The following is an 18,460-nucleotide window of genomic DNA, read 5'->3' on the forward strand; positions in this document are numbered from 1 at the left end:
TAGAATTCAAGGGGAAGTCCTCCTTTTGATGTTTGTTTGTATTTGGTTGTACAAATGCATCATAACGGAGGGCTTTTTTTCATTCAAGACCCCTCTACTGAATCCCACAGGAATCTCCCGCGGGAGAAGGAGCAAGGCAAGATCCCGCAGGGCACAGCCCGAGGAAGCTTGCCAGGTCCCCCGCAGGAAAGCGAATCCTTCCCCAACGCCCCTTAACTCCTACAATCATCTCGAAATCAAGTCTTCGACTTTTCGGCCATTTTACTGAATAAAGCCGCTCATGGTAAATAAACTACGTTTGACTGGGCCAAAGTATTAAGAAAAGCCTTGCTGTTGGCCAGCAAGGCTTTTTTGCCATACATATTTAATTAGTTATTGTTGACCACCAAATTGCTGTTCAGCTTGTTGAACCAAGCGTTTAGTGATTTCACCACCAACAGAACCGTTAGCGCGGGAAGTTGAGTCAGGACCAAGTTGAACTCCGAATTCTTGAGCGATTTCAGTCTTCATTTGATCCAAAGCTTGTTGTACACCAGGTACAAGCAATTGGTTTGAGTTGTTGTTTTGAGCCATGTTATTTCACCTCCTCGTTACTTCTATCATGTGTAACGAGGATTTTTTTCATTCAGACCTCTTGCTGGTATTTGTTGCTAGTAGCTTGAAACCTGTAATATCAGTGTTTAAAACAAATCTTCGAATTCATTTTCACTTTTCAACTCGGTTTGCAGCTTCAGTTCTATCACTTCTCTTTGCTCCACCGCTTCTTTTATATCTTCAGAAAAATCGACCGCAGATTCGTACTCGCGGGCTTTTTCCTTCTTTGGTTTCGTCTTAGGAGCTTTCGGCACAAAAACCGTGCAGCAGTCTTCATATGGCCGAATGGAAATATCGTAAGTGCCGATTTTTTGTGATATCGAAATAATATCTAATTTATCCATGGCTACTAGCGGTCGTATGACAGGAAAATTTGTAACTTCATTAATAGCACTCATACTTTCCATTGTTTGACTGGCAACCTGGCCAAGGCTTTCGCCAGTTGTCATAGAAAGAATGTCCTGTTCCCTTGCTACAGCCTCACTTATTCGAAGCATCATGCGCCTCATGATTGTCATGCTGTAACCTTCAGGCATTTCCTGATGAATTTTCTGCTGAATTTTTGTGAAAGGTATCATATGCACTTTCATTTTAATACCGAACCTGGTCATTTCCTGAGCCAAATCCATTACTTTTTGTCTGGCTCGTTCACTTGTATAAGGTGGCGAGTGGAAGTGAATAGCTTCGACCTCTACTCCACGCTTCATGGCAAGATATCCAGCAACAGGGCTGTCAATTCCGCCAGACAAGAGCAATAAAGTTTTCCCTGTTGTACCGACAGGAAGTCCGCCAGCACCTTGGTATTTCTTCGAGGTTACATAGACAGCATCCTGACGTATTTCCACCACTATTTCAACATCCGGGCGGTGAACATCAACTGTAACATCTGACGTATTTTTCAGGATATGCGCCCCTAGCATTTGATTCATTTCCTGAGACTTGATCGGAAATGTCTTATCGGTTCGCTTGGCAGAAATTTTGAAGGTACTGGCATGCTTAGCGTCATGAAAAGCAAATAATGCTGCCTCCTTGATTTTTTCCTCATCTTGCTCGGTACGAAGGGCAAAACTTAAACTCTGAATGCCAAAGACTTCCTGACATGTCTGCATTACCTCATATGGATCTTCCCCATTCAAAAGGATATACATACGATCTCTCGTTTTTTTCAGCTTGGCAAGAGGAAACCTTTTCAGTTTATGCACCAGATTGCTTTGCAGTTTTTGCTCGAATTTATGACGGTTTTTCCCTTTAAGTGCCATCTCGCCATACCGCACCATTATTTGATCAAATTCCATTTTATCTACCCCATTACTTTATTTAATTCGGTTAAAACGTTAGCTAATTCCGAGACAAATATATCAATTTCCTTTTGTGTCGTATAATAAGACAAACTGATTCTCAATGCACTTGTCGTCCTGTCTTCTCTTAGGCGACAGGCTGCCAGTACCGCACTTTCATCGGCTCGTTTGGAGGAACATGCTGACATCGTAGAGATAAAGATATTTTTTTCTCCAAGTGCATGAATCACCACTTCCGGTTTAAAACCCGGAACAGAAACATTAACTATATGCGGTGCAGCGTCCTTAGGGGAGTTGATGATCACAAATCTATTTTGTGCTAACCCTTCCCGGAGTCGGCGATTCAAATTCTTCAAGGTGGAAAGTTCTGTCTGCTTTTTTTCCAAAATTAAGCGCAAAGCTTTCACAAAAGAAACAATACCAGGCAGGTTTTCTGTACCAGCACGGTATGCCCCTTCCTGTCCCCCTCCATGATGAAGAGGAAATAGCCTGGTCCCTTTTTTTATAAATAAAGCACCTGTACCATTCAACCCGTGAATCTTGTGACCGGACATGGTACATAAGTCGATTCCGCACTCGTAAAAATCAAGTTCTAATTTACCCAGTCCCTGTACGTGATCCACGTGGAAAAACAACTTTGGATGTAGTTTCACGACTTGCCCTATTTCATAAATCGGCTGGATAGTCCCCAGCTCATTATTTACAGACATGAGTGAAAGCAAGATGGTATCTTGACGGATACTCTCCTTCACATCTTCCAAGCGCACTTCTCCTGCTTCCGTCACAGGTAGATAGGTTACTTCAAAGCCCAGCTTTTCTAAAGAAGCACATGCTTCCAGGACGGAAGGATGTTCAATTTGACTGGTAATGATATGCTTCCCTCGATTTTGGTGCTCCAATGCAATTCCCTTGATAGCTATATTGTTCCCTTCCGTGCCACCTGATGTAAAAATAACTTCTTCAGCTGCTATTTTAAGCAGCTGGGCAGCCTGCTTTTTGGATTGAAGCAATAAACGTTCAGCTTCACTGCCAAAGCTATGGATGGAAGAAGGATTGGCATAATATTGTTCCGCTACTTTTTGGAAGGTATCGACTACTTCTGGATACGGTTTCGTCGTAGCACTATTATCTAAATAAATCATCGGGATTTCCCCTTTGGCGTTATTTTGCAGTCTCATATATTATCATACCTTATGTTAAAAATAAACAATACAGGAACCATCATAGAATTGATGATTCCTGTATTTATCTGGAATACTATTCATTTCAGCAGGAAGGAAGTCTAAAGTCTAATCCAAAACGGATGTCCACCGTTTCCATCTTACACTAATACGTCATCACGTGATTCCAATCGGTTCATCAGGTCTGGGTCTACTTCTTTTATAGCTTCAGAAGCCAGTGCAAATGAAGTCTCATAATTGAACGAACGGAATTCACGTTCGGCTTCAGACAGCCTGGCTGCAACCAATGGATATTGACTGCGATAACGGTTCCCGTATTGAATCACCTGTTCGGCCAGAAGAGCCTGATCCATTGTCCGGCTTGCAGCTTCAGTTACCTGGCCGATTTTTTCAGAGGCCTCATCTAATGTATTGTTGACCTTGGTCATTTCAAGCGGCTGCTCTTCCAGACTTATAAAAACTCTTTCGAGCTCTTCATGGCCCCGCTTCAGTTCCTCCGCAAGCTCCTCGGGTATGCCAGGCAGATTACTCTTGCTGAGCTTTCTGTTTATATCCTGTAACGATTGCTGCATAGCTACCAGTTTCTGCTTTGCTTCATTTTCGTCCTGCCGCAAAGCTCTAATGCTTTCACTGAACGCTTTATGTTCAGCCTGCAGTTCTTCCAGCTGCTGTTGACAATCCTTAAGTTGTTCTTGCAGCTCGCTATAAGAAGTCGTGTCATCTTCCATTTTCTTTTGAAAATCCATGAATTGCTTTTTAATTTTAACCATCCATTTCTCGAGCAGCAGCTGCTTTTCCATATCCTTATCTTCAAAATGGTAGGTACGCTGCAGCTCTTGCACTTCATGTTTTGTGGCAAGTAGAATCTGTTCGGATTCTTCCAGCACTTCCTGGTATGGCTCAAATTGTTTTTCAATAGTATTCCTGGCAATCGCTTCTTTTTCAAGCAACTGATAAATTTCCTGAATACGGGCTTCCATTTCTTTCACAGTATCTTCGACGCCATCAAGGCTTCCATCTTCCATCGTGGACACGCACGCAGCCAATGTCTCCCGGTGAGTATGTATTTCTTTTTCAAAACCAAGGTGGCTCAGACGGTACCCCTCTTCTTTCATCTCTGCCATACCTGCAAGGATTTCGTCAAGCTGGCTAGGAACTTCCTGCCGGCATTTTTTATACAACAGCGGCAATGCGGTAATTCGCTCCTGAAGGTCTGCCAAGTTAACCTTTAACGTTTGGACAAGCTCATTGGCTTCCATATAATCTCCTTGCTCGGTCAACTTCTTGTATTCATCGAGGGATTGCTGAATCTCACTTACTTCTTTATCCAATGCACGATAGGCTTTACCATATTTATGGCGATTCTGCATTAACTCTTTCTTCAGCTCTTTCAATACAGGTTGTACCTGTTCTACTTCCTCTCGGCTTGACTGTTCCGATTCAAGGAGCTGCTCAAGCTCTTTAAAAATCTTTTTGATGTCCGCTTCTATCGTTTCCAGTTTTTGTTCCGTCTCTTGAATCTTCTGTTTTGCTTTCCGGAAACGGTAACGGTCAGCAGCTTCTTCCACATCAAACAAATCTTCTTCTAAGTCCGGCAATTCCTGGGTAAGAATACGATCCCAGCGTCCTCGCCAACCGTCGAATTTTTCCTGAGTTTCACCCGAGAGGTTAAGGTTCTTTACTTTAGAAAGCTCCTCGGTCACTTGCCGATTCATAATATCCATTTTCCAATTTTCCAGTCGATCGACTTGATCATACAACTTCTTACGGCTAATTAATCCATATATGATTAAGCCGATAATCAATACAATAATCCCGATCACGTACTCCATAAACAGCCTCCTAACAGATGACACCTTCCAATAGGGGAAAATAGGCTCCAAAATGATAAATTGTTGTAATTATGATACCATGAGAACAATCATTTTGGCTAAAATATTTCAAAATAATTAACAATATGACATTTTTTTCTACACAAAAGGGGAATTTCGATGAAAATTGACGGCCATATTCATACTCCTTATTGTCCACACGGCACTTCCGATCCATTAAAAGCCTACGTAGAAGAGGCTTTGAAGCAAGGATACCACTCGATGACCTTTACAGAACATGCACCACTGCCACCATCTTTCCTTGATCCTGTGCCTGATAAAGACAGTGGCATGGATCTCCGATTACTGGAGCGCTATATCCAGGATATTGAACAAATAAAAAAAGAATATCAAAGGGATATTGACATTCTTATTGGGCTGGAAGTCGATTACATTGAAGGCTACGAGCAGGAAACCAGTGATTTTCTTTCCAAATATGGCAGCAGATTAGATGACAGTATACTTTCTGTCCATTTTCTGAAAGGGCCAGTCCACTATCATTGCATTGACTTTAGTGAATCAGCTTTCCAAGGAGCAATCGATGACTTCGGCTCGCTCGAAAAAGTTTACCATGCCTACTTTCGAACGTTGGAAAAATCAATAAAGGCAGACCTTGGGCCGTACAAGCCTGCCAGAATCGGTCATATGACGCTCGTGCGCAAATTCCATCACCATTTTCCATCTCCCGCAGACTGGGATGCTCCTATATCTGCGTTGTTGGAAAAAGTTAAGCAGGGCCGTTATCAGCTGGACTACAACGCTGCAGGGTATTTTAAGCCCGCCTGCCTGGAGAGTTATCCTCCGCAGCGTATCGCCAGACAAGCGTATCAGGCAGGAATCGAGCTTATCTATGGATCTGATGCTCATAAAAGCAAAGGAATCGGCCAAGGCTTTGACCGAATCGATCACACACTGACAACCGGCTGATTACAAAGCATTTGTACCCACTTTTGAACCGTACGGCTATATTGTTGAGCAAAATAGCTATGGGATTGGTCGAATGTCACAAAATCCTTCCAATCATGCGGCATAGCATAAGGGGCCTGAAGCATGCCTTTAAATTGAAGAAATAAAAACCGGGCGTCCCGTTTTTCTCTCACCACCGGGGCTACTACTTGCTGGAATAAACCATATAGCAAATGATTTTCTTTAGACAAGTAGGTTACCAGCATTTCACGTACAAACTGGTTGTCAAGAGACAGCTCCCGTTGGATAAGACATGTCAGTTGATGACGATCCTGCTTGTAATGTAGAATTACTTCAATTAAACGGCAAAGACGATCAATCGGGTCTAATTCATCCATCGCATCAGCCTGCTGCTCGACCAGACCGATATAATCCTCATAATAATCAATGATCAACGTTTCAAGCAGGCCCTGCTTATTGGTGAAATAATAACTGATCAAAGAAACATTCACAGCGGCCTCACCAGCAATATCCCTGACGGAGGTACCATGGTATCCTTTTAGGAAAAACTGCCGGCAAGCGACATCCATCACTTTTTGTCTGGTCGTGGTCTTTTTCATCAGGACATCAGCTCCTCTCTTATTAGATTAAAAATTCGCCGTTATTCACCAAGAATCCTGTAAAAAACGTTCGTCAATTCCTGCACCTGCAGGCTCGAAAAATATCGAATATGTACTGGAGGTAATCTTATGTTCCAAACTATGCATTATAATGGTACCCGCGAAGAAAACTATCAGCTATTGATTAAGCAGCTTGCTGCTTTATTGGAAGGAGAAAGCGATCAGATCGCCAACCTCTCAAATGCTTCCGCCCTATTAAACCAGTTTTTAAATGATGTTAACTGGGTTGGCTTTTATATTTGGAAAGAAGGAGAACTTGTGCTGGGACCATTCCAGGGACTGCCGGCTTGCGTACGCATTCCTTCCGGCAAAGGTGTGTGCGGAACAGCTGTAGCAGATAAACAAACCCAGCTTGTGGAGGATGTCCATGCTTTCCCTGGGCATATTGCCTGTGATGCTGCCAGCCAGTCAGAAATAGTCGTTCCTCTTTTTAAAAACAAGGAATTGTTCGGTGTACTGGATATCGACAGCCCATCAAAATCTCGCTTCGATGAAACAGATCAAATCTATCTGGAAAAATTCGCCCGGATGCTGGAACAGTACATCTAGTGATAGAGTCTATCAAATTTCAATTCTTCCTTGACTTCTTTATGTGTAAAGCCTATAATAGCCTTTGTGTAAAATAAATGGCAGCCTATGTGAACCTGCGTTGTCATCATTTTGTTCCTCCAGGTGAGGTGCATCGTGTAACTCTCTGCTGCTGGAGCGATGGTGCATGAAAACAAAATGAGCATCGTGTGTGGGACACACTGTTCTTATTTTATGCAAATAAAATAAAAAGGAGGAAATACCTATGGCACGCTATACAGGTCCGACTTGGAAAAAGTCACGTCGCCTTGGCATTTCTTTAAGCGGAACAGGTAAGGAGCTTGACAAGCGCCCTTACGCTCCAGGACAACATGGTCCAAACCAACGTAAAAAACTTTCAGAATACGGTCTTCAACTACAAGAGAAGCAGAAGCTTCGCTTTATGTTTGGACTAACGGAACGTCAATTCCGTCGCCTATTCGAAGAAGCAGGTAACATGAAAGGTATCCACGGTGAGAACTTCATGATCTTACTGGAATCCCGTTTGGATAACCTTGTTTACCGTGCTGGCTTGGCTCGTACTCGCCGTCAAGCTCGCCAATTGGTAAACCACGGCCATGTGACTGTCGATGGTGGACGTGTTGATATTCCATCTTACCGCGTGAAGCCTGGTCAAGTTATCGGCCTTCGCGAAAAGTCACAAAACCTTGACATCGTTAAAGAAGCGGTTGAAGTGAACAACTTTGTTCCTGAATACCTTACTTTCGATGCTGAGAAAATGGAAGGTACTTACAGCCGTCTTCCTGAACGCGCTGAACTTCCTTCTGAAATCAACGAAGCGCTTATCGTTGAGTTCTACTCTCGTTAATATGCTTCCAAAAAAGCCATCCGAGTTTTCGGATGGCTTTTTTTATATGACAGATAAAGGTGCGTAATTCTGTAATAAATGAGCGTCCCTATCAAAAAGCAAAAACCTGTGGTCTATGCCACAGGTTTTGAATGATTTATTGAAAGCGAATCATGAAGTATTTCTTTTTGCCACGGCGAATGATCGTGAATCTTCCTTCGATACGATCTTCTTCCCGGAGGGTATATCCAAGCTCCTGCTGGCGTTCCCCATTGATATAAATGGCTCCATTTTTGATATCTTCACGCGCCTGTCTTTTTGATGAAGCGATACCCGCTTCTACTAGCAGTTCTACCAAACCGAGTTCTTTGTTGTCTGCCACGTGTGTAGGAACATCTTTGAATCCTTGTTCAATTTCTTCACCAGACAATGATTTGATATCCCCGCTGAACAGTGCTTCGGTAATTCGCTGCGCCTGTTCCAGTGCTTCCTTGCTATGCACCATCTCCGTCATTTCTTCTGCCAGCCTGCGCTGGGCGGCCCGCTTTTCCGGCTGCTCCTGCAATTCTTTTTCAAGAGCTGCTATTTCAGCCATCTCCAGGAATGTGAAAGATTTCAAGAACTTAATGACATCTCGGTCATCTGTGTTAATCCAGAATTGGTAAAATTCATAAGGGGAAGTTTTCTCACTGTCGAGCCAGATTGCTCCTCCTGCTGTCTTTCCGAACTTGCTGCCGTCAGCCTTTGTCACCAATGGGACCGTCATGCCGTATGCCTTCACTTCTTCTTCTCCTGCTGCACGGCGACGAATGAATTCCAGCCCAGCTGTAATGTTACCCCACTGGTCGCTTCCACCAATTTGAAGCGTACAGTTCTCTTTCTGGTACAAGTTGTAAAAGTCCAGAGATTGTAAAATCATGTAACTGAACTCTGTATAAGAAATCCCATGCTCAATTCTGGATTCCACTGAATCCTTAGCGAGCATGTAGTTGATTCCAAAATGCTTGCCCGTATCTCTCAAAAACTCAATGATATTAATGGATGACAACCATTCGTAGTTATTACGCGCGACTGCTGCATTATCGCCTTCATCAAAATTCAACAGCTTGGCAAGCTGCTTTTTAATGCTTTCACTGTAACCTTCTACTACGTGCGCTTCATTCAGCTGTCTCTCGGTGGAACGTCCGCTCGGATCCCCGATCATCCCCGTTCCGCCACCCACAAGGGCGATCGGACGGTGCCCGGCACGCTGGAACCTTTTTAACATCAGTATCGGAAGCAGATGACCGATATGCAGACTATCTGCTGTCGGATCAAATCCACAGTATAGTGTCACCTGATTTTCTGCTAAATGCTTTTTCAAACCTTCTTCATCTGTCACTTGATTGATTAATCCACGCTCTTCTAAATCTTGTAGAATGTCCATATCCTCACTCCTCCAATTGATTACCACCATGCATATATTTCCGGACAAATAAAAAAACCCGCCCAGCAGAAAAAAGGGACGAGATTTGTCGCGGTACCACCCTTGTTGCACACTCCTGTGCCACTTGTATCGATAACGGCTCGGTTAAAACCGTCTTCTGTTTAATCAGAAGAAAGCTCCAGATCGTATTTCACAAGGTGAATTTGTACCGGCTCGCAGCAGCCGCCGGCTCTCTGAATACAGTGATCCTCTTGTTACTGCAATCATTCATTGCTCTTGCTATTTAACTTAATAATATTTTTAACATAGACCTGCCAAAAAAGCAATCCTTAATTCCATTCGTGCATTCCTGACATTGGCAGGATGTGTTATAATATAAAATGGATTTTTTAGGAGGTCTTATTATGTCTAATTACCCCAAAAAAGGTATAAATAAAGAAAAACTGCTGGAATTTTGGCGAAGTGGAAAACTCCAAAAGTCTAGCCGTATTACTTATGATGTTACGTGGAACATCATCTTATTTTTCATTGTGCTCGGTATTATCGGTTTGTTTTTTGCCGGAGGTGCTGGAGCTGGTTATTTTGCCTCACTCGTAAAAGACGAAAAGGTCATGAGCAAAGAGGAAATGAGCCAGGATGTGTATAATTACGCTTCTACCTCAGAACTATATTTTGCAGATAATAAATATTTAGGTAAAATTCGGTCAGATTTACACAGAGAAGAAGTGACCCTCGATGAAGTTGCCCCTTATTTGAAGAATGCCATTATTGCGACAGAAGATGCAAACTTCAATGAACATGACGGAGTAGTACCAAAAGCAATTATGAGAGCTGTGGCACAGGAAGTAACCAATGCCTCCATAAAAACCGGGGGAAGTACTTTGACGCAGCAAATCATCAAGAATCAGATTCTGACAAATGAGGTTTCTTTTGAACGTAAAGCCAAAGAAATCCTGCTTGCTCTACGTTTAGAACGCTTCTTCGAAAAAGATGAAATTTTAGAAGCATACTTAAACATCGTCCCGTTCGGACGTGATGCGAATGGAAGAAATATTGCAGGTATCCAGACAGCTGCACAAGGGATTTTTAATGTCGATGCTAAAGATCTCACACTTCCTCAAGCTGCTTTTATTGCCGGCCTTCCACAAAGTCCTACTTACTATTCTCCCTTTACTAATGGAGGACAGCAAAAAGAAAATATCGAACCAGGACTCAGCCGAATGCGGGAAGTGCTCTCCAGAATGCTGGAGGGCGGCTATATAACCGAGGAAGAATATGAAGAAGCGCTTGAGTATGATATTAAATCAAACCTGGCTGATCCAGAACCTTCTTCTATTAATGATTATCCATGGCTTACATTTGAAGTAGAAGAACGTGCCCAGGAAATTCTCGCTAGGAGTCTAGCAAAACAAGACGGCCATACAATGGAAGATTTACAATCTGATGAAGAACTCCGGGAAGAGTATGAAGCGAATGCCAGACGCGAACTCCGCTCTGGTGGATATAAAGTTCACACAACAATCGATAAAGAAATGTATGACGTCGTACAGAAAGTTAAAAATGAATATAACAACTATGGCCGCAATAAAACCACCCAATTGGAAGATGCGGACGGCAATATGGTTGATGTCACACTACCCGTTCAAGTCGGCAGTGTAATCATGGAAAACAAGACTGGTAAGATACTCGCCTTCATTGGTGGTCGTGACTTCTTCAAACATGGAGAATTGAATCACGCCACCCAGGCCAGACGATCAGCCGGTAGTACCATGAAACCACTTATCGCTTATGCACCAGGAATAGAGGAAGGCATATTACACCCTGGATCTGTTTTTGCCGATGTACCCTTCAAATATGTAGGAATCGACCAAGAACTGAGGAACTATTCCGGTGGGTATCATGGCTTTACTTCCATCAGATATGCTTTGGCTAAATCATACAACATACCTGCTGTCAAAGCTTTCAATGAAGCTAACAAGAGCGTGGACATGGCGAAATACGGAAAAGCAATGGGCTTCACTACCATTGCTGATGAAGCCTTCTCTTACCAGGCAACCGCTATCGGGGCACAGGATGTAACCATTGAAGAAAATACCAATGCTTTCGCAACGTTGGGTAATAATGGCCAATTCGCTGATGGCTACATGATAGAAAAAATTGTCGATAAAAATGGCGAACCGATATATGAACATGAAAATAAAGCTGAAAAAGTATTCAGCCCGCAGACCGCTTATTTGACGGTTGATATGATGAGAGATGTACTCGATTATGGGACAGCTTCCGGTATTAAAGGACAGTTGTCTAATCCAGGCGTCGATTGGGCCGGTAAAACTGGTACATCCAATGATTATACGGATACCTGGTTCGTTGCCACGAATCCGAATATCACCGTGAGTATGTGGATGGGCTACGACTATAAACTCAAATTGGACCGTAATGGCTATAGCAGCCGGAACACAGCTCTTTGGGCGCGAGTGGTAAATGCAATATCGGAAGTTAATCCTGAACTGGCGGCACCAAATAAAAGCTTCGAGCGGCCGGATGGGATCGTAGAGCGCTCTTATTGTGCCACTTCCGGGCTGGTACCTTCCGACTTATGTTCGAAAGCTGGTTTAGTCGAAAAAGATATTTACAATGCCGACCATGCTCCAACTAAGAAAGATGACAGCTTAACCAGTGGCGGCGGCGACTTTGTCAAAGTCAAAGATAAGCTGGTTGTCGCAGGTCCAAGTACACCAAGCGAATTCGTTAATAAGAGCAGCGGAGGCGTAACGCTGAATCCAGATTTCTTAAAAGAAAGAGGCCTGGATAAACCGGATATTTTACCTCATTTAATCCCTTCTTCGGATAAATGGAGCAAGGTAGCTTTACCAGACGGCAGTTCCATTGACGCATCAGAAGGAATTGAAAATGACGGTAAGAATCCTGCCGCACCGGGTGGCGTGACAGCGAACAGTTCTGCAGTTAGCTGGTCGGCTTCATCCAGCAATGATGTTGTGGGATATCGTGTGTATCGTGCTTCCTCAGAGAATGGGTCATACAGCCTCATTGGCAGTACCACAGACACCAGATATGGTTTTTCTGGTTCTGATGGCTTTTATGCTGTAAAGGCAGTCGATTACTTCGGTATGGAATCGTCCATGTCTTCCGCTGTCAAAGTAGGTTCACCTGGTCAGCCTAATGAACCGGATGAACCGAATGAACCGGCCGATGCCCCTGCAGATGAGCCGGAAGAAGAACCATCCGATGAACCGGCCGAAGAAGATAACAATGCACCTGAAGAAGAATCTACAGACGATACATCCGAATCACAGACAGATGAACAGCAATCAGAAGAAGATACGGATGATGCAGCTGAAGATGGGGCAGATGAAGAATCCGAAGCACCATCCGAAGATGGAGAAGAATAATCCGCCCTTTCCTATCATGAGCCAAAATTTTAACCGATAATAAACGGCTTTTAATAATCCTCCTCTCTTTTTGAGAGGAGGTTTTTTTGCAAAGATTTCACTTGTTAGATCCAGCTGATAGATTCAATTTAAATAGATTTCATGTATAATGAAAATCAACAGTGATAATAACCTTTATAGCAGGTGGTGTATCAATGAAGCATGTAAAGACGTATCATTCCAAGGTCTTAGATACGGAAAAAGGTCCATTAGTCATCGAAGGTCCCCTAACCTCAGAAGAACTCTCCAACTATGAATTTCATCCAGACTTAAATGCTTTCCGACCAGGCCCTAAGCAATTTGAAGCAGTCAAAAGCATTGCAGATTTTGAAGAAGGGCGTATTATCATTGCAAGACATGAAAATACCATCGCTGGCTATGTAACTTATTTACACCCTGATCCATTAGAACGATGGTCAGAGTTTCAAATGGAAGATTTAATTGAGCTGGGAGCCATTGAAGTTATTCCTGATTTCCGCGGGGCAAGAGTAGGATCTCATTTGCTGAGAGTAGCGATGATGGATGAATTTATGGAAAACTATATCATCATCTCTACTGAATATTATTGGCATTGGGACCTCAAAGGAACGGGGTTAAGCATTTGGAACTATCGGAAAGTGATGGAGAAAATGATGGCTGCAGGTGGGCTGAAACCTGCTCCTACAGACGATCCCGAAATCGTTTCCCATCCGGCGAACTGTTTAATGGTGCGCATTGGCGAGAATGTTCCGCAATCATCTGTTGAAAAATTTGATCGTCTAAGATTTTTAAATAGACACCGACAACGTACACAAGGGAGGTAAACCCCATGCTAGTAGAAGAAATCATGAAGACAGACGTCATTACTATGAAGCCGACCGAAACGATTGGAAAAGCATTGCAGCTTTTGAATGAGCATCATATCCGTCATTTACCTATTGTGGATGAAAATAATTATGTTATCGGCATTGTTTCAGATCGTGATGTACGTGATGCAAGTCCCTCCATTTTTGATGAGTCAGAGTCTGAAGAATTTGAAAATGAAATTCAGACGATTATGTCCCACCCCGTTATTACAGTTCACCCGCTTGACTTTGTAGAAGAAGTAGCAAGCATTTTTTATGAACATGAAATTGCCTGTGTACCAGTAACAAAGGAAGAAAGACTGATAGGAATCATTACCGAAAAGGATATGCTTTATACATTGATTCAGCTGACAGGTACGAACGTACAAAGTTCGCAAATAGAAATAAAAGTAAAAAATATTCCCGGCATCCTTCCGAAGGTTACCCAGGTTTTCGGGAAAAGAAAAGTGAATATCAGTTCTGTTTTAATTTACCCATATAAACCGGATTCCAGATATAAAATACTGGTATTCCGTATCCAGACGATGAACCCCATGCCGACAATCGAAGACTTAAAAGAAGCAGGGTATGAAGTGTTATGGCCAAACATGCCAGGGATGTCATTATGAAGTGCCAGTCTGCTTTTGTATACTCCGATGCTTTTACACAATATAAATTTCGTGACGACCACCCCTTCAACCAGTTACGCGTGCAAATGACAAAAGATCTGTTGGAGTTAGAAAATTCTATACAACCAGAACACCTTCTCTCCCCGCGCTCGGCTACAGAAGAAGAGTTAGCGCTGGTACATAGTCCCACCTACATCGAGGCAGTAAAAAAAGCAAGCACAGGAAATCTTACAGAAGAAGAAGGCATGGAATTTGGCATCGGCACAGAGGATACCCCTATGTTCAAAGGCATGCATGAAGCTTCTTCTCTTCTAGTCGGCAGTACCTTGACTGCTATTGATGCAGTACTTGAAGGGGAATGTGAACATGCGCTCAACCTTGGAGGCGGTCTCCACCATGGCTTTGAACGGAAGGCTTCGGGATTTTGTATCTATAATGACGGAGCTGTCGGCATTGAATACATTCGAAAGAAGTATGGCTACAAAGTCCTCTATGTAGACACGGATGCACACCATGGGGATGGGGTTCAATGGTTATTTTATGATGATCCTAACGTTTGCACACTTTCCATTCATGAAACAGGTCGCTATCTGTTTCCTGGCACAGGGAATGTAACCGAACGAGGATTAAAAGAAGGATACGGATATTCCTTCAACCTGCCTATTGATGCTTTTACAGAAGATGAGTCATTTCTGGAACTTTATGAATCCGCATTCAAAGAAATTGTGGAATATTTCAATCCTGACGTCATTGTGACTCAAAACGGAGCAGATGCCCACTATTTTGATCCATTGACTCATTTATGTTCAACGATGCAAATCTATGAACGGATACCTAAGCTGGCACACGAATTAGCTCACCAGCATTGTGAAGGACGGTGGATAGCGCTGGGCGGAGGAGGTTATGACATTTGGAGAGTCGTCCCGAGGGCATGGGCACAAATTTGGAAAACTATGACTACCGGCCAGCCATTTACAGGTAACCTCCCTGCTAAATGGATAGAAAAATGGCAAAAAAAGTCACCTGTAGACCTTCCAACCACGTGGCATGACCCGGAGGGCTTTTATAAACCCATTCCAAGAAAAGCAGAAATCACAGAAAAGAATAAAAAGGTCTTAGCAAATGCTTTGCAATTCATCCATAACCAGAAAAAATATAACCATTTATCTCCCTAATTAATAAATACCACCTGGAGAGAGGTGGTATTTATTAATTCATTTATTATTAAGAAGTTTGTTCATTATTATAAGTATCCTCTAAAATTACGATTTCCACACGGCGATTCTTACTCCAATTTTCAGGTGTATCATTAGGAACAGCAGGACGTGTATCTGCATACGCGATGGCCGAAAAGCGCTCGCTATCCAGACTAGTCTCTCTTACGATGTATCGGATGACACTGCTTGCTCTTGCACCAGATAATTCCCAATTTGAAGGATACCTGAATGTTGAAATCGGCCGATTGTCGGTGTGACCCTCCACCGTGATATCGTTAGGTATATTCGTCAATAACGTACCCACTTTGCTCAAAAAAGGCTTTCCTGACTCTAATACTTTTGCTTCACCGGAATCAAATAACAGTTGTTCCTGAAGAACCAGCACCACACCGCGGTCTGTACGATTGGCAGAAATCACTTCATTTAGCTCGTTTTTATCTAAGAAAGCTTCTACTTCTTCAACCAATTGGTCCAAATCGTTTTCATCATTTGCCTCTTCAGCCTCTGAATCATAGGTGGTGGCATTCATTTCATTGGTTGGGTTCTCAAATTCATTCGACGCTTCCCCACTTTCAAGCGGGTCCGTCCTTTCTGTGGGATTATCCATCTCTACGGGGGAAGGAAAAAAATCAAAAATCATCCGATTTCGAAACGATTCGGAAATTGCCTCAAATTTAACTAAGTCAATCTGTGACATAGAAAATAAAAGAATGAAAAAAACCAGAATCAAGGTCATGAGATCAGAATATGTCACCATCCATCGCGGTGCACCCTTTTCTTCGCGTTTCTTCAGGGGTCTCCTAGACTTCATTAGCCGCTTCCCCCATGAACGCTTCTTCCTGCTCTTTCGTTTCTTGTTTCTCCTCATCTGAGAGGAAGGCACTAAGTTTTTCTTCTAAAATTTTCGGATTCTGACCGGATTGGACACCTATGACCCCTTCAATAATAATCTGTTTTAGGAAGATCTCCTGCTCTGTTTTATTTTCCAGCTTGCCTGCCATAGGGATAAATACCAGATTTGCCATGACTGTACCATAAAAAGTGGTCAGGAGTGCGACGGCCATCTTAGGACCCAGCGTTGTGGGATCGGTCAGACTATTCAGCATCAAAACCAGCCCGATCAACGTGCCAATCATGCCCCATGCCGGAGCATATTCTCCAGCTTTTTCAATAATAGAGCGCCCTCGTTGATGCCTTTCTTCCAAAGCCGTTATTTCTGCTTCCATAATTTCCTGAATAACTTCGGGTTCAATCCCATCTACCGCCAGCAATACGCCTTTTCTGATAAAAGGGTCTTCTACATCTTCCAATTCTGTTTCTAATGCCAGCAAGCCTTCCCGGCGTGCTCTATCGGATAAACGAATGAACAATGTAATTAATTCGCGAAGGTTCAAGTCATTCTGATTAAAAGATTCCTTGAACACCCGATATGTTAATTTAAGTTCACGGATATTAAAGTTGATAATAAGTGCTGCCATTAAACCACCAAGGACAATCACAATCGAAGAAATTTGTATGAATGATTGGAAACCAGAAGCCCCACCACTCGACAAAATTCCAAACATGATCATGATTGTCCCTAGAGTGATGCCAACTGGAGTTAAAATATCACGCTTTTTCATACTCTCTCTCCCTAACTGACGCGTTATATTCTACTCCTAATATCGACATCCAATTTACTTTGTTGAGTTTCTTTCAATAATTCGGTGCGGAAGTACTACATTTTGCTCGGTCACTTCTTCTTTGTTCATATATTTTGTCAATAACCGCATCGCAACCGCTCCAATATCATACATTGGCTGTACGACCGTAGAAAGAGTCGGACGAACCATTGTAGCTAAACGGGTGTTATCAAATCCAAATACTTCGATATCCTCTGGTACCTTCAACCCTTTGTCCTGTGCTCCATGGATGATACCTAAAGCCATTTCATCAGAAGCTACAAAAACAGCCGTAGGAGGCTGGCCTTCAGCATTCAATTGTTCAAAAGCTTCAATGCCGGAATCATAAGAATAATCACCCGTTACAATTAAACCTTCTGATATTTCCCGTCCCGCTTCTTTCAATGCACGCTTGTATCCATCAAGCTTCTGTGTATTGATTTCTGTATTTTCAGGGCCTGAAACAAATGCAATTCGATCATTCCCATGAGATATCAATAATTCAGTGGCTTCAAAGGCTGCTTCTTCATAATTGATATTCACCGATGGAGTGCTTTCAGTTTCATCAATGGTAGCAGCCAACGCTACTGGTACAGAAGCATTCTTGAATTCACGGATGTGGTCTTCCGTAATCTTGCCACCCATGAATACGAGACCATCTACCTGTTTTCCGAGCATTGTATTTATTAGATGAATTTCTTTTTCTTTATTTTGATCCGAGTTGCTTAAGATAATATTGTAGTTATACATCGTAGCAATATCCTCAATCCCTCTTGCCAATTCAGCAAAAAAGATGCTGGAAATATCGGGAATGATTACCCCGACGGTTGTAGTTTTTTTACTGGCTAATCCTCTAGCTACTGCATTCGGGCGATAACCCAGATTTTCAATCGCGTCCAACACTTTCTTTCTAGTCGCAGGCTTGACATTAGGATTGCCATTCACAACCCTCGATACAGTCGCCATTGATACATTTGCTTCTCTTGCTACATCATATATAGTTACATTCATGCAAAGTTCCCTCCTCAAATTCTTTCTTCTATGTTTGCGTATCAATAAAACAATCATATTATACTATATTACTCGCCGCAATAAAGACGTACAGAAAAATCCCTATACAAATCATACCCTAAAATTGAACTTTATAAAATTACAAAGTAACCAATTCAACAAGTTTCTTCGCTCAGTTTTCCACAAGGTGGCAAAATTATGAATAAGTACAAAAATCGAGTAGGAGGAGGTGACTAACCTCCGTCCTCTCACACCACCGTACGTACGGACCCGTATACGGCGGTTTCTTTAAGATTGACGTAAGAAAATATATCTTTGATACAAACTGCGAAGCCCTA

General features: G+C 42.6%; 16 protein-coding genes and 1 other annotated feature. Of the genes, 7 read left to right on the forward strand and 9 right to left on the reverse strand.

What is annotated here, in order from left to right:
• Window positions 1-372 precede the first annotated feature (372 nt).
• The 4 genes from ACGTNI_RS18720 to ezrA all read right to left on the reverse strand — a co-directional run bounded on the left by ACGTNI_RS18720 (window position 373) and on the right by ezrA (window position 4,905).
• Window positions 373-573: an alpha/beta-type small acid-soluble spore protein gene (locus tag ACGTNI_RS18720; protein WP_062447352.1), complete on the reverse strand. Its 201-nt coding sequence runs from the start codon at window positions 571-573 to the stop codon at window positions 373-375.
• Window positions 574-680: 107 nt separating this feature from the next.
• The gene (thiI, locus tag ACGTNI_RS18725; RefSeq protein ID WP_394464102.1) at window positions 681-1,889 is read right to left on the reverse strand and encodes a tRNA uracil 4-sulfurtransferase ThiI; all 1,209 of its coding nucleotides are present in this window, start codon (window positions 1,887-1,889) and stop codon (window positions 681-683) included.
• Between the two features lie 5 nt (window positions 1,890-1,894).
• Entirely contained in the window at window positions 1,895-3,034 is a 1,140-nt protein-coding gene (locus tag ACGTNI_RS18730) for a cysteine desulfurase family protein (protein ID WP_394464103.1), read from the reverse strand.
• Window positions 3,035-3,213: 179 nt separating this feature from the next.
• A complete protein-coding gene (gene ezrA, locus ACGTNI_RS18735) occupies window positions 3,214-4,905 on the reverse strand; it encodes a septation ring formation regulator EzrA (protein ID WP_394464104.1) in 1,692 nt (563 codons plus the stop codon).
• 159 nt (window positions 4,906-5,064) lie between these two features.
• On the opposite strand from ezrA, the gene hisJ reads away from it, so the two are divergent.
• A complete protein-coding gene (gene hisJ, locus ACGTNI_RS18740; RefSeq protein WP_394464105.1) occupies window positions 5,065-5,871 on the forward strand; it encodes a histidinol-phosphatase HisJ in 807 nt (268 codons plus the stop codon).
• Here the strand turns inward: hisJ and refZ are convergent.
• Entirely contained in the window at window positions 5,850-6,470 is a 621-nt protein-coding gene (refZ, locus tag ACGTNI_RS18745; protein WP_394464106.1) for a forespore capture DNA-binding protein RefZ, read from the reverse strand. The genes hisJ and refZ overlap by 22 nt on opposite strands.
• A 129-nt stretch (window positions 6,471-6,599) precedes the next feature.
• Here refZ and msrC point away from each other — a divergent pair, with 129 nt between their 5' ends.
• Together msrC and rpsD are read left to right on the forward strand one after the other, a co-directional pair.
• Window positions 6,600-7,079 (forward strand): free L-methionine (R)-S-oxide reductase MsrC, encoded by a 480-nt coding sequence (gene msrC / locus ACGTNI_RS18750; protein WP_085509119.1) that lies wholly within the window; start codon window positions 6,600-6,602, stop codon window positions 7,077-7,079.
• Window positions 7,080-7,323: 244 nt separating this feature from the next.
• Complete coding sequence (rpsD, locus tag ACGTNI_RS18755) at window positions 7,324-7,926, forward strand: 30S ribosomal protein S4 (RefSeq protein WP_062447371.1); 603 nt, start codon at window positions 7,324-7,326, stop codon at window positions 7,924-7,926.
• 136 nt (window positions 7,927-8,062) lie between these two features.
• Here the strand turns inward: rpsD and tyrS are convergent, their stop codons facing one another.
• The gene (tyrS, locus tag ACGTNI_RS18760) at window positions 8,063-9,331 is read right to left on the reverse strand and encodes a tyrosine--tRNA ligase (RefSeq protein ID WP_085509120.1); all 1,269 of its coding nucleotides are present in this window, start codon (window positions 9,329-9,331) and stop codon (window positions 8,063-8,065) included.
• Between the two features lie 71 nt (window positions 9,332-9,402).
• Window positions 9,403-9,611, reverse strand: a binding site (T-box leader).
• A 124-nt stretch (window positions 9,612-9,735) separates the two neighbouring features.
• Between tyrS and ACGTNI_RS18765 the strand changes: the two genes are divergently transcribed.
• The 4 genes from ACGTNI_RS18765 (at window position 9,736) to ACGTNI_RS18780 (ending at window position 15,408) form a co-directional block, all read left to right on the forward strand.
• Window positions 9,736-12,741 (forward strand): transglycosylase domain-containing protein, encoded by a 3,006-nt coding sequence (locus ACGTNI_RS18765; RefSeq protein WP_085509121.1) that lies wholly within the window; start codon window positions 9,736-9,738, stop codon window positions 12,739-12,741.
• A 194-nt stretch (window positions 12,742-12,935) separates the two neighbouring features.
• A complete protein-coding gene (locus ACGTNI_RS18770) occupies window positions 12,936-13,583 on the forward strand; it encodes a GNAT family N-acetyltransferase (RefSeq protein WP_394464107.1) in 648 nt (215 codons plus the stop codon).
• Window positions 13,584-13,588: 5 nt separating this feature from the next.
• A complete protein-coding gene (locus ACGTNI_RS18775) occupies window positions 13,589-14,233 on the forward strand; it encodes an acetoin utilization AcuB family protein (protein WP_394464108.1) in 645 nt (214 codons plus the stop codon).
• Entirely contained in the window at window positions 14,230-15,408 is a 1,179-nt protein-coding gene (locus ACGTNI_RS18780; RefSeq protein ID WP_394464110.1) for an acetoin utilization protein AcuC, read from the forward strand. The genes ACGTNI_RS18775 and ACGTNI_RS18780 overlap by 4 nt, the downstream gene beginning before the upstream one ends.
• Before the next feature lie 49 nt (window positions 15,409-15,457).
• On the opposite strand, the gene motS is transcribed toward ACGTNI_RS18780, so the two are convergent.
• The 3 genes from motS to ccpA are packed head-to-tail and all read right to left on the reverse strand — an operon-like array spanning window position 15,458 to window position 18,122.
• Complete coding sequence (motS, locus tag ACGTNI_RS18785) at window positions 15,458-16,261, reverse strand: flagellar motor protein MotS (protein WP_394464109.1); 804 nt, start codon at window positions 16,259-16,261, stop codon at window positions 15,458-15,460.
• Window positions 16,251-17,072: a flagellar motor protein MotP gene (gene motP / locus ACGTNI_RS18790; RefSeq protein ID WP_085509125.1), complete on the reverse strand. Its 822-nt coding sequence runs from the start codon at window positions 17,070-17,072 to the stop codon at window positions 16,251-16,253. The genes motS and motP overlap by 11 nt, the downstream gene beginning before the upstream one ends.
• A 54-nt stretch (window positions 17,073-17,126) precedes the next feature.
• On the reverse strand, window positions 17,127-18,122 hold the full coding sequence (ccpA, locus tag ACGTNI_RS18795) for a catabolite control protein A (protein WP_085509126.1): 996 nt from the start codon (window positions 18,120-18,122) through the stop codon (window positions 17,127-17,129).
• Between the last annotated feature and the right edge of the window lie 338 nt (window positions 18,123-18,460).

Source organism: Thalassobacillus sp. B23F22_16 (assembly GCF_043496955.1).
In the GTDB taxonomy this organism is placed as follows: Bacteria; Bacillota; Bacilli; order Bacillales; family Halobacillaceae; genus Thalassobacillus; species Thalassobacillus devorans_A.

Coding starts and splice junctions, on each gene's coding strand:
- ACGTNI_RS18720 (WP_062447352.1), bottom strand. CDS start 573: ATGGCTCAAAACAACAACTCAAACCAATTGCTTGTACCTGGTGTACAA.
- thiI (WP_394464102.1), bottom strand. CDS start 1,889: ATGGAATTTGATCAAATAATGGTGCGGTATGGCGAGATGGCACTTAAA.
- ACGTNI_RS18730 (WP_394464103.1), bottom strand. CDS start 3,034: ATGATTTATTTAGATAATAGTGCTACGACGAAACCGTATCCAGAAGTA.
- ezrA (WP_394464104.1), bottom strand. CDS start 4,905: ATGGAGTACGTGATCGGGATTATTGTATTGATTATCGGCTTAATCATA.
- hisJ (WP_394464105.1), top strand. CDS start 5,065: ATGAAAATTGACGGCCATATTCATACTCCTTATTGTCCACACGGCACT.
- refZ (WP_394464106.1), bottom strand. CDS start 6,470: ATGAAAAAGACCACGACCAGACAAAAAGTGATGGATGTCGCTTGCCGG.
- msrC (WP_085509119.1), top strand. CDS start 6,600: ATGTTCCAAACTATGCATTATAATGGTACCCGCGAAGAAAACTATCAG.
- rpsD (WP_062447371.1), top strand. CDS start 7,324: ATGGCACGCTATACAGGTCCGACTTGGAAAAAGTCACGTCGCCTTGGC.
- tyrS (WP_085509120.1), bottom strand. CDS start 9,331: ATGGACATTCTACAAGATTTAGAAGAGCGTGGATTAATCAATCAAGTG.
- ACGTNI_RS18765 (WP_085509121.1), top strand. CDS start 9,736: ATGTCTAATTACCCCAAAAAAGGTATAAATAAAGAAAAACTGCTGGAA.
- ACGTNI_RS18770 (WP_394464107.1), top strand. CDS start 12,936: ATGAAGCATGTAAAGACGTATCATTCCAAGGTCTTAGATACGGAAAAA.
- ACGTNI_RS18775 (WP_394464108.1), top strand. CDS start 13,589: ATGCTAGTAGAAGAAATCATGAAGACAGACGTCATTACTATGAAGCCG.
- ACGTNI_RS18780 (WP_394464110.1), top strand. CDS start 14,230: ATGAAGTGCCAGTCTGCTTTTGTATACTCCGATGCTTTTACACAATAT.
- motS (WP_394464109.1), bottom strand. CDS start 16,261: ATGAAGTCTAGGAGACCCCTGAAGAAACGCGAAGAAAAGGGTGCACCG.
- motP (WP_085509125.1), bottom strand. CDS start 17,072: ATGAAAAAGCGTGATATTTTAACTCCAGTTGGCATCACTCTAGGGACA.
- ccpA (WP_085509126.1), bottom strand. CDS start 18,122: ATGAATGTAACTATATATGATGTAGCAAGAGAAGCAAATGTATCAATG.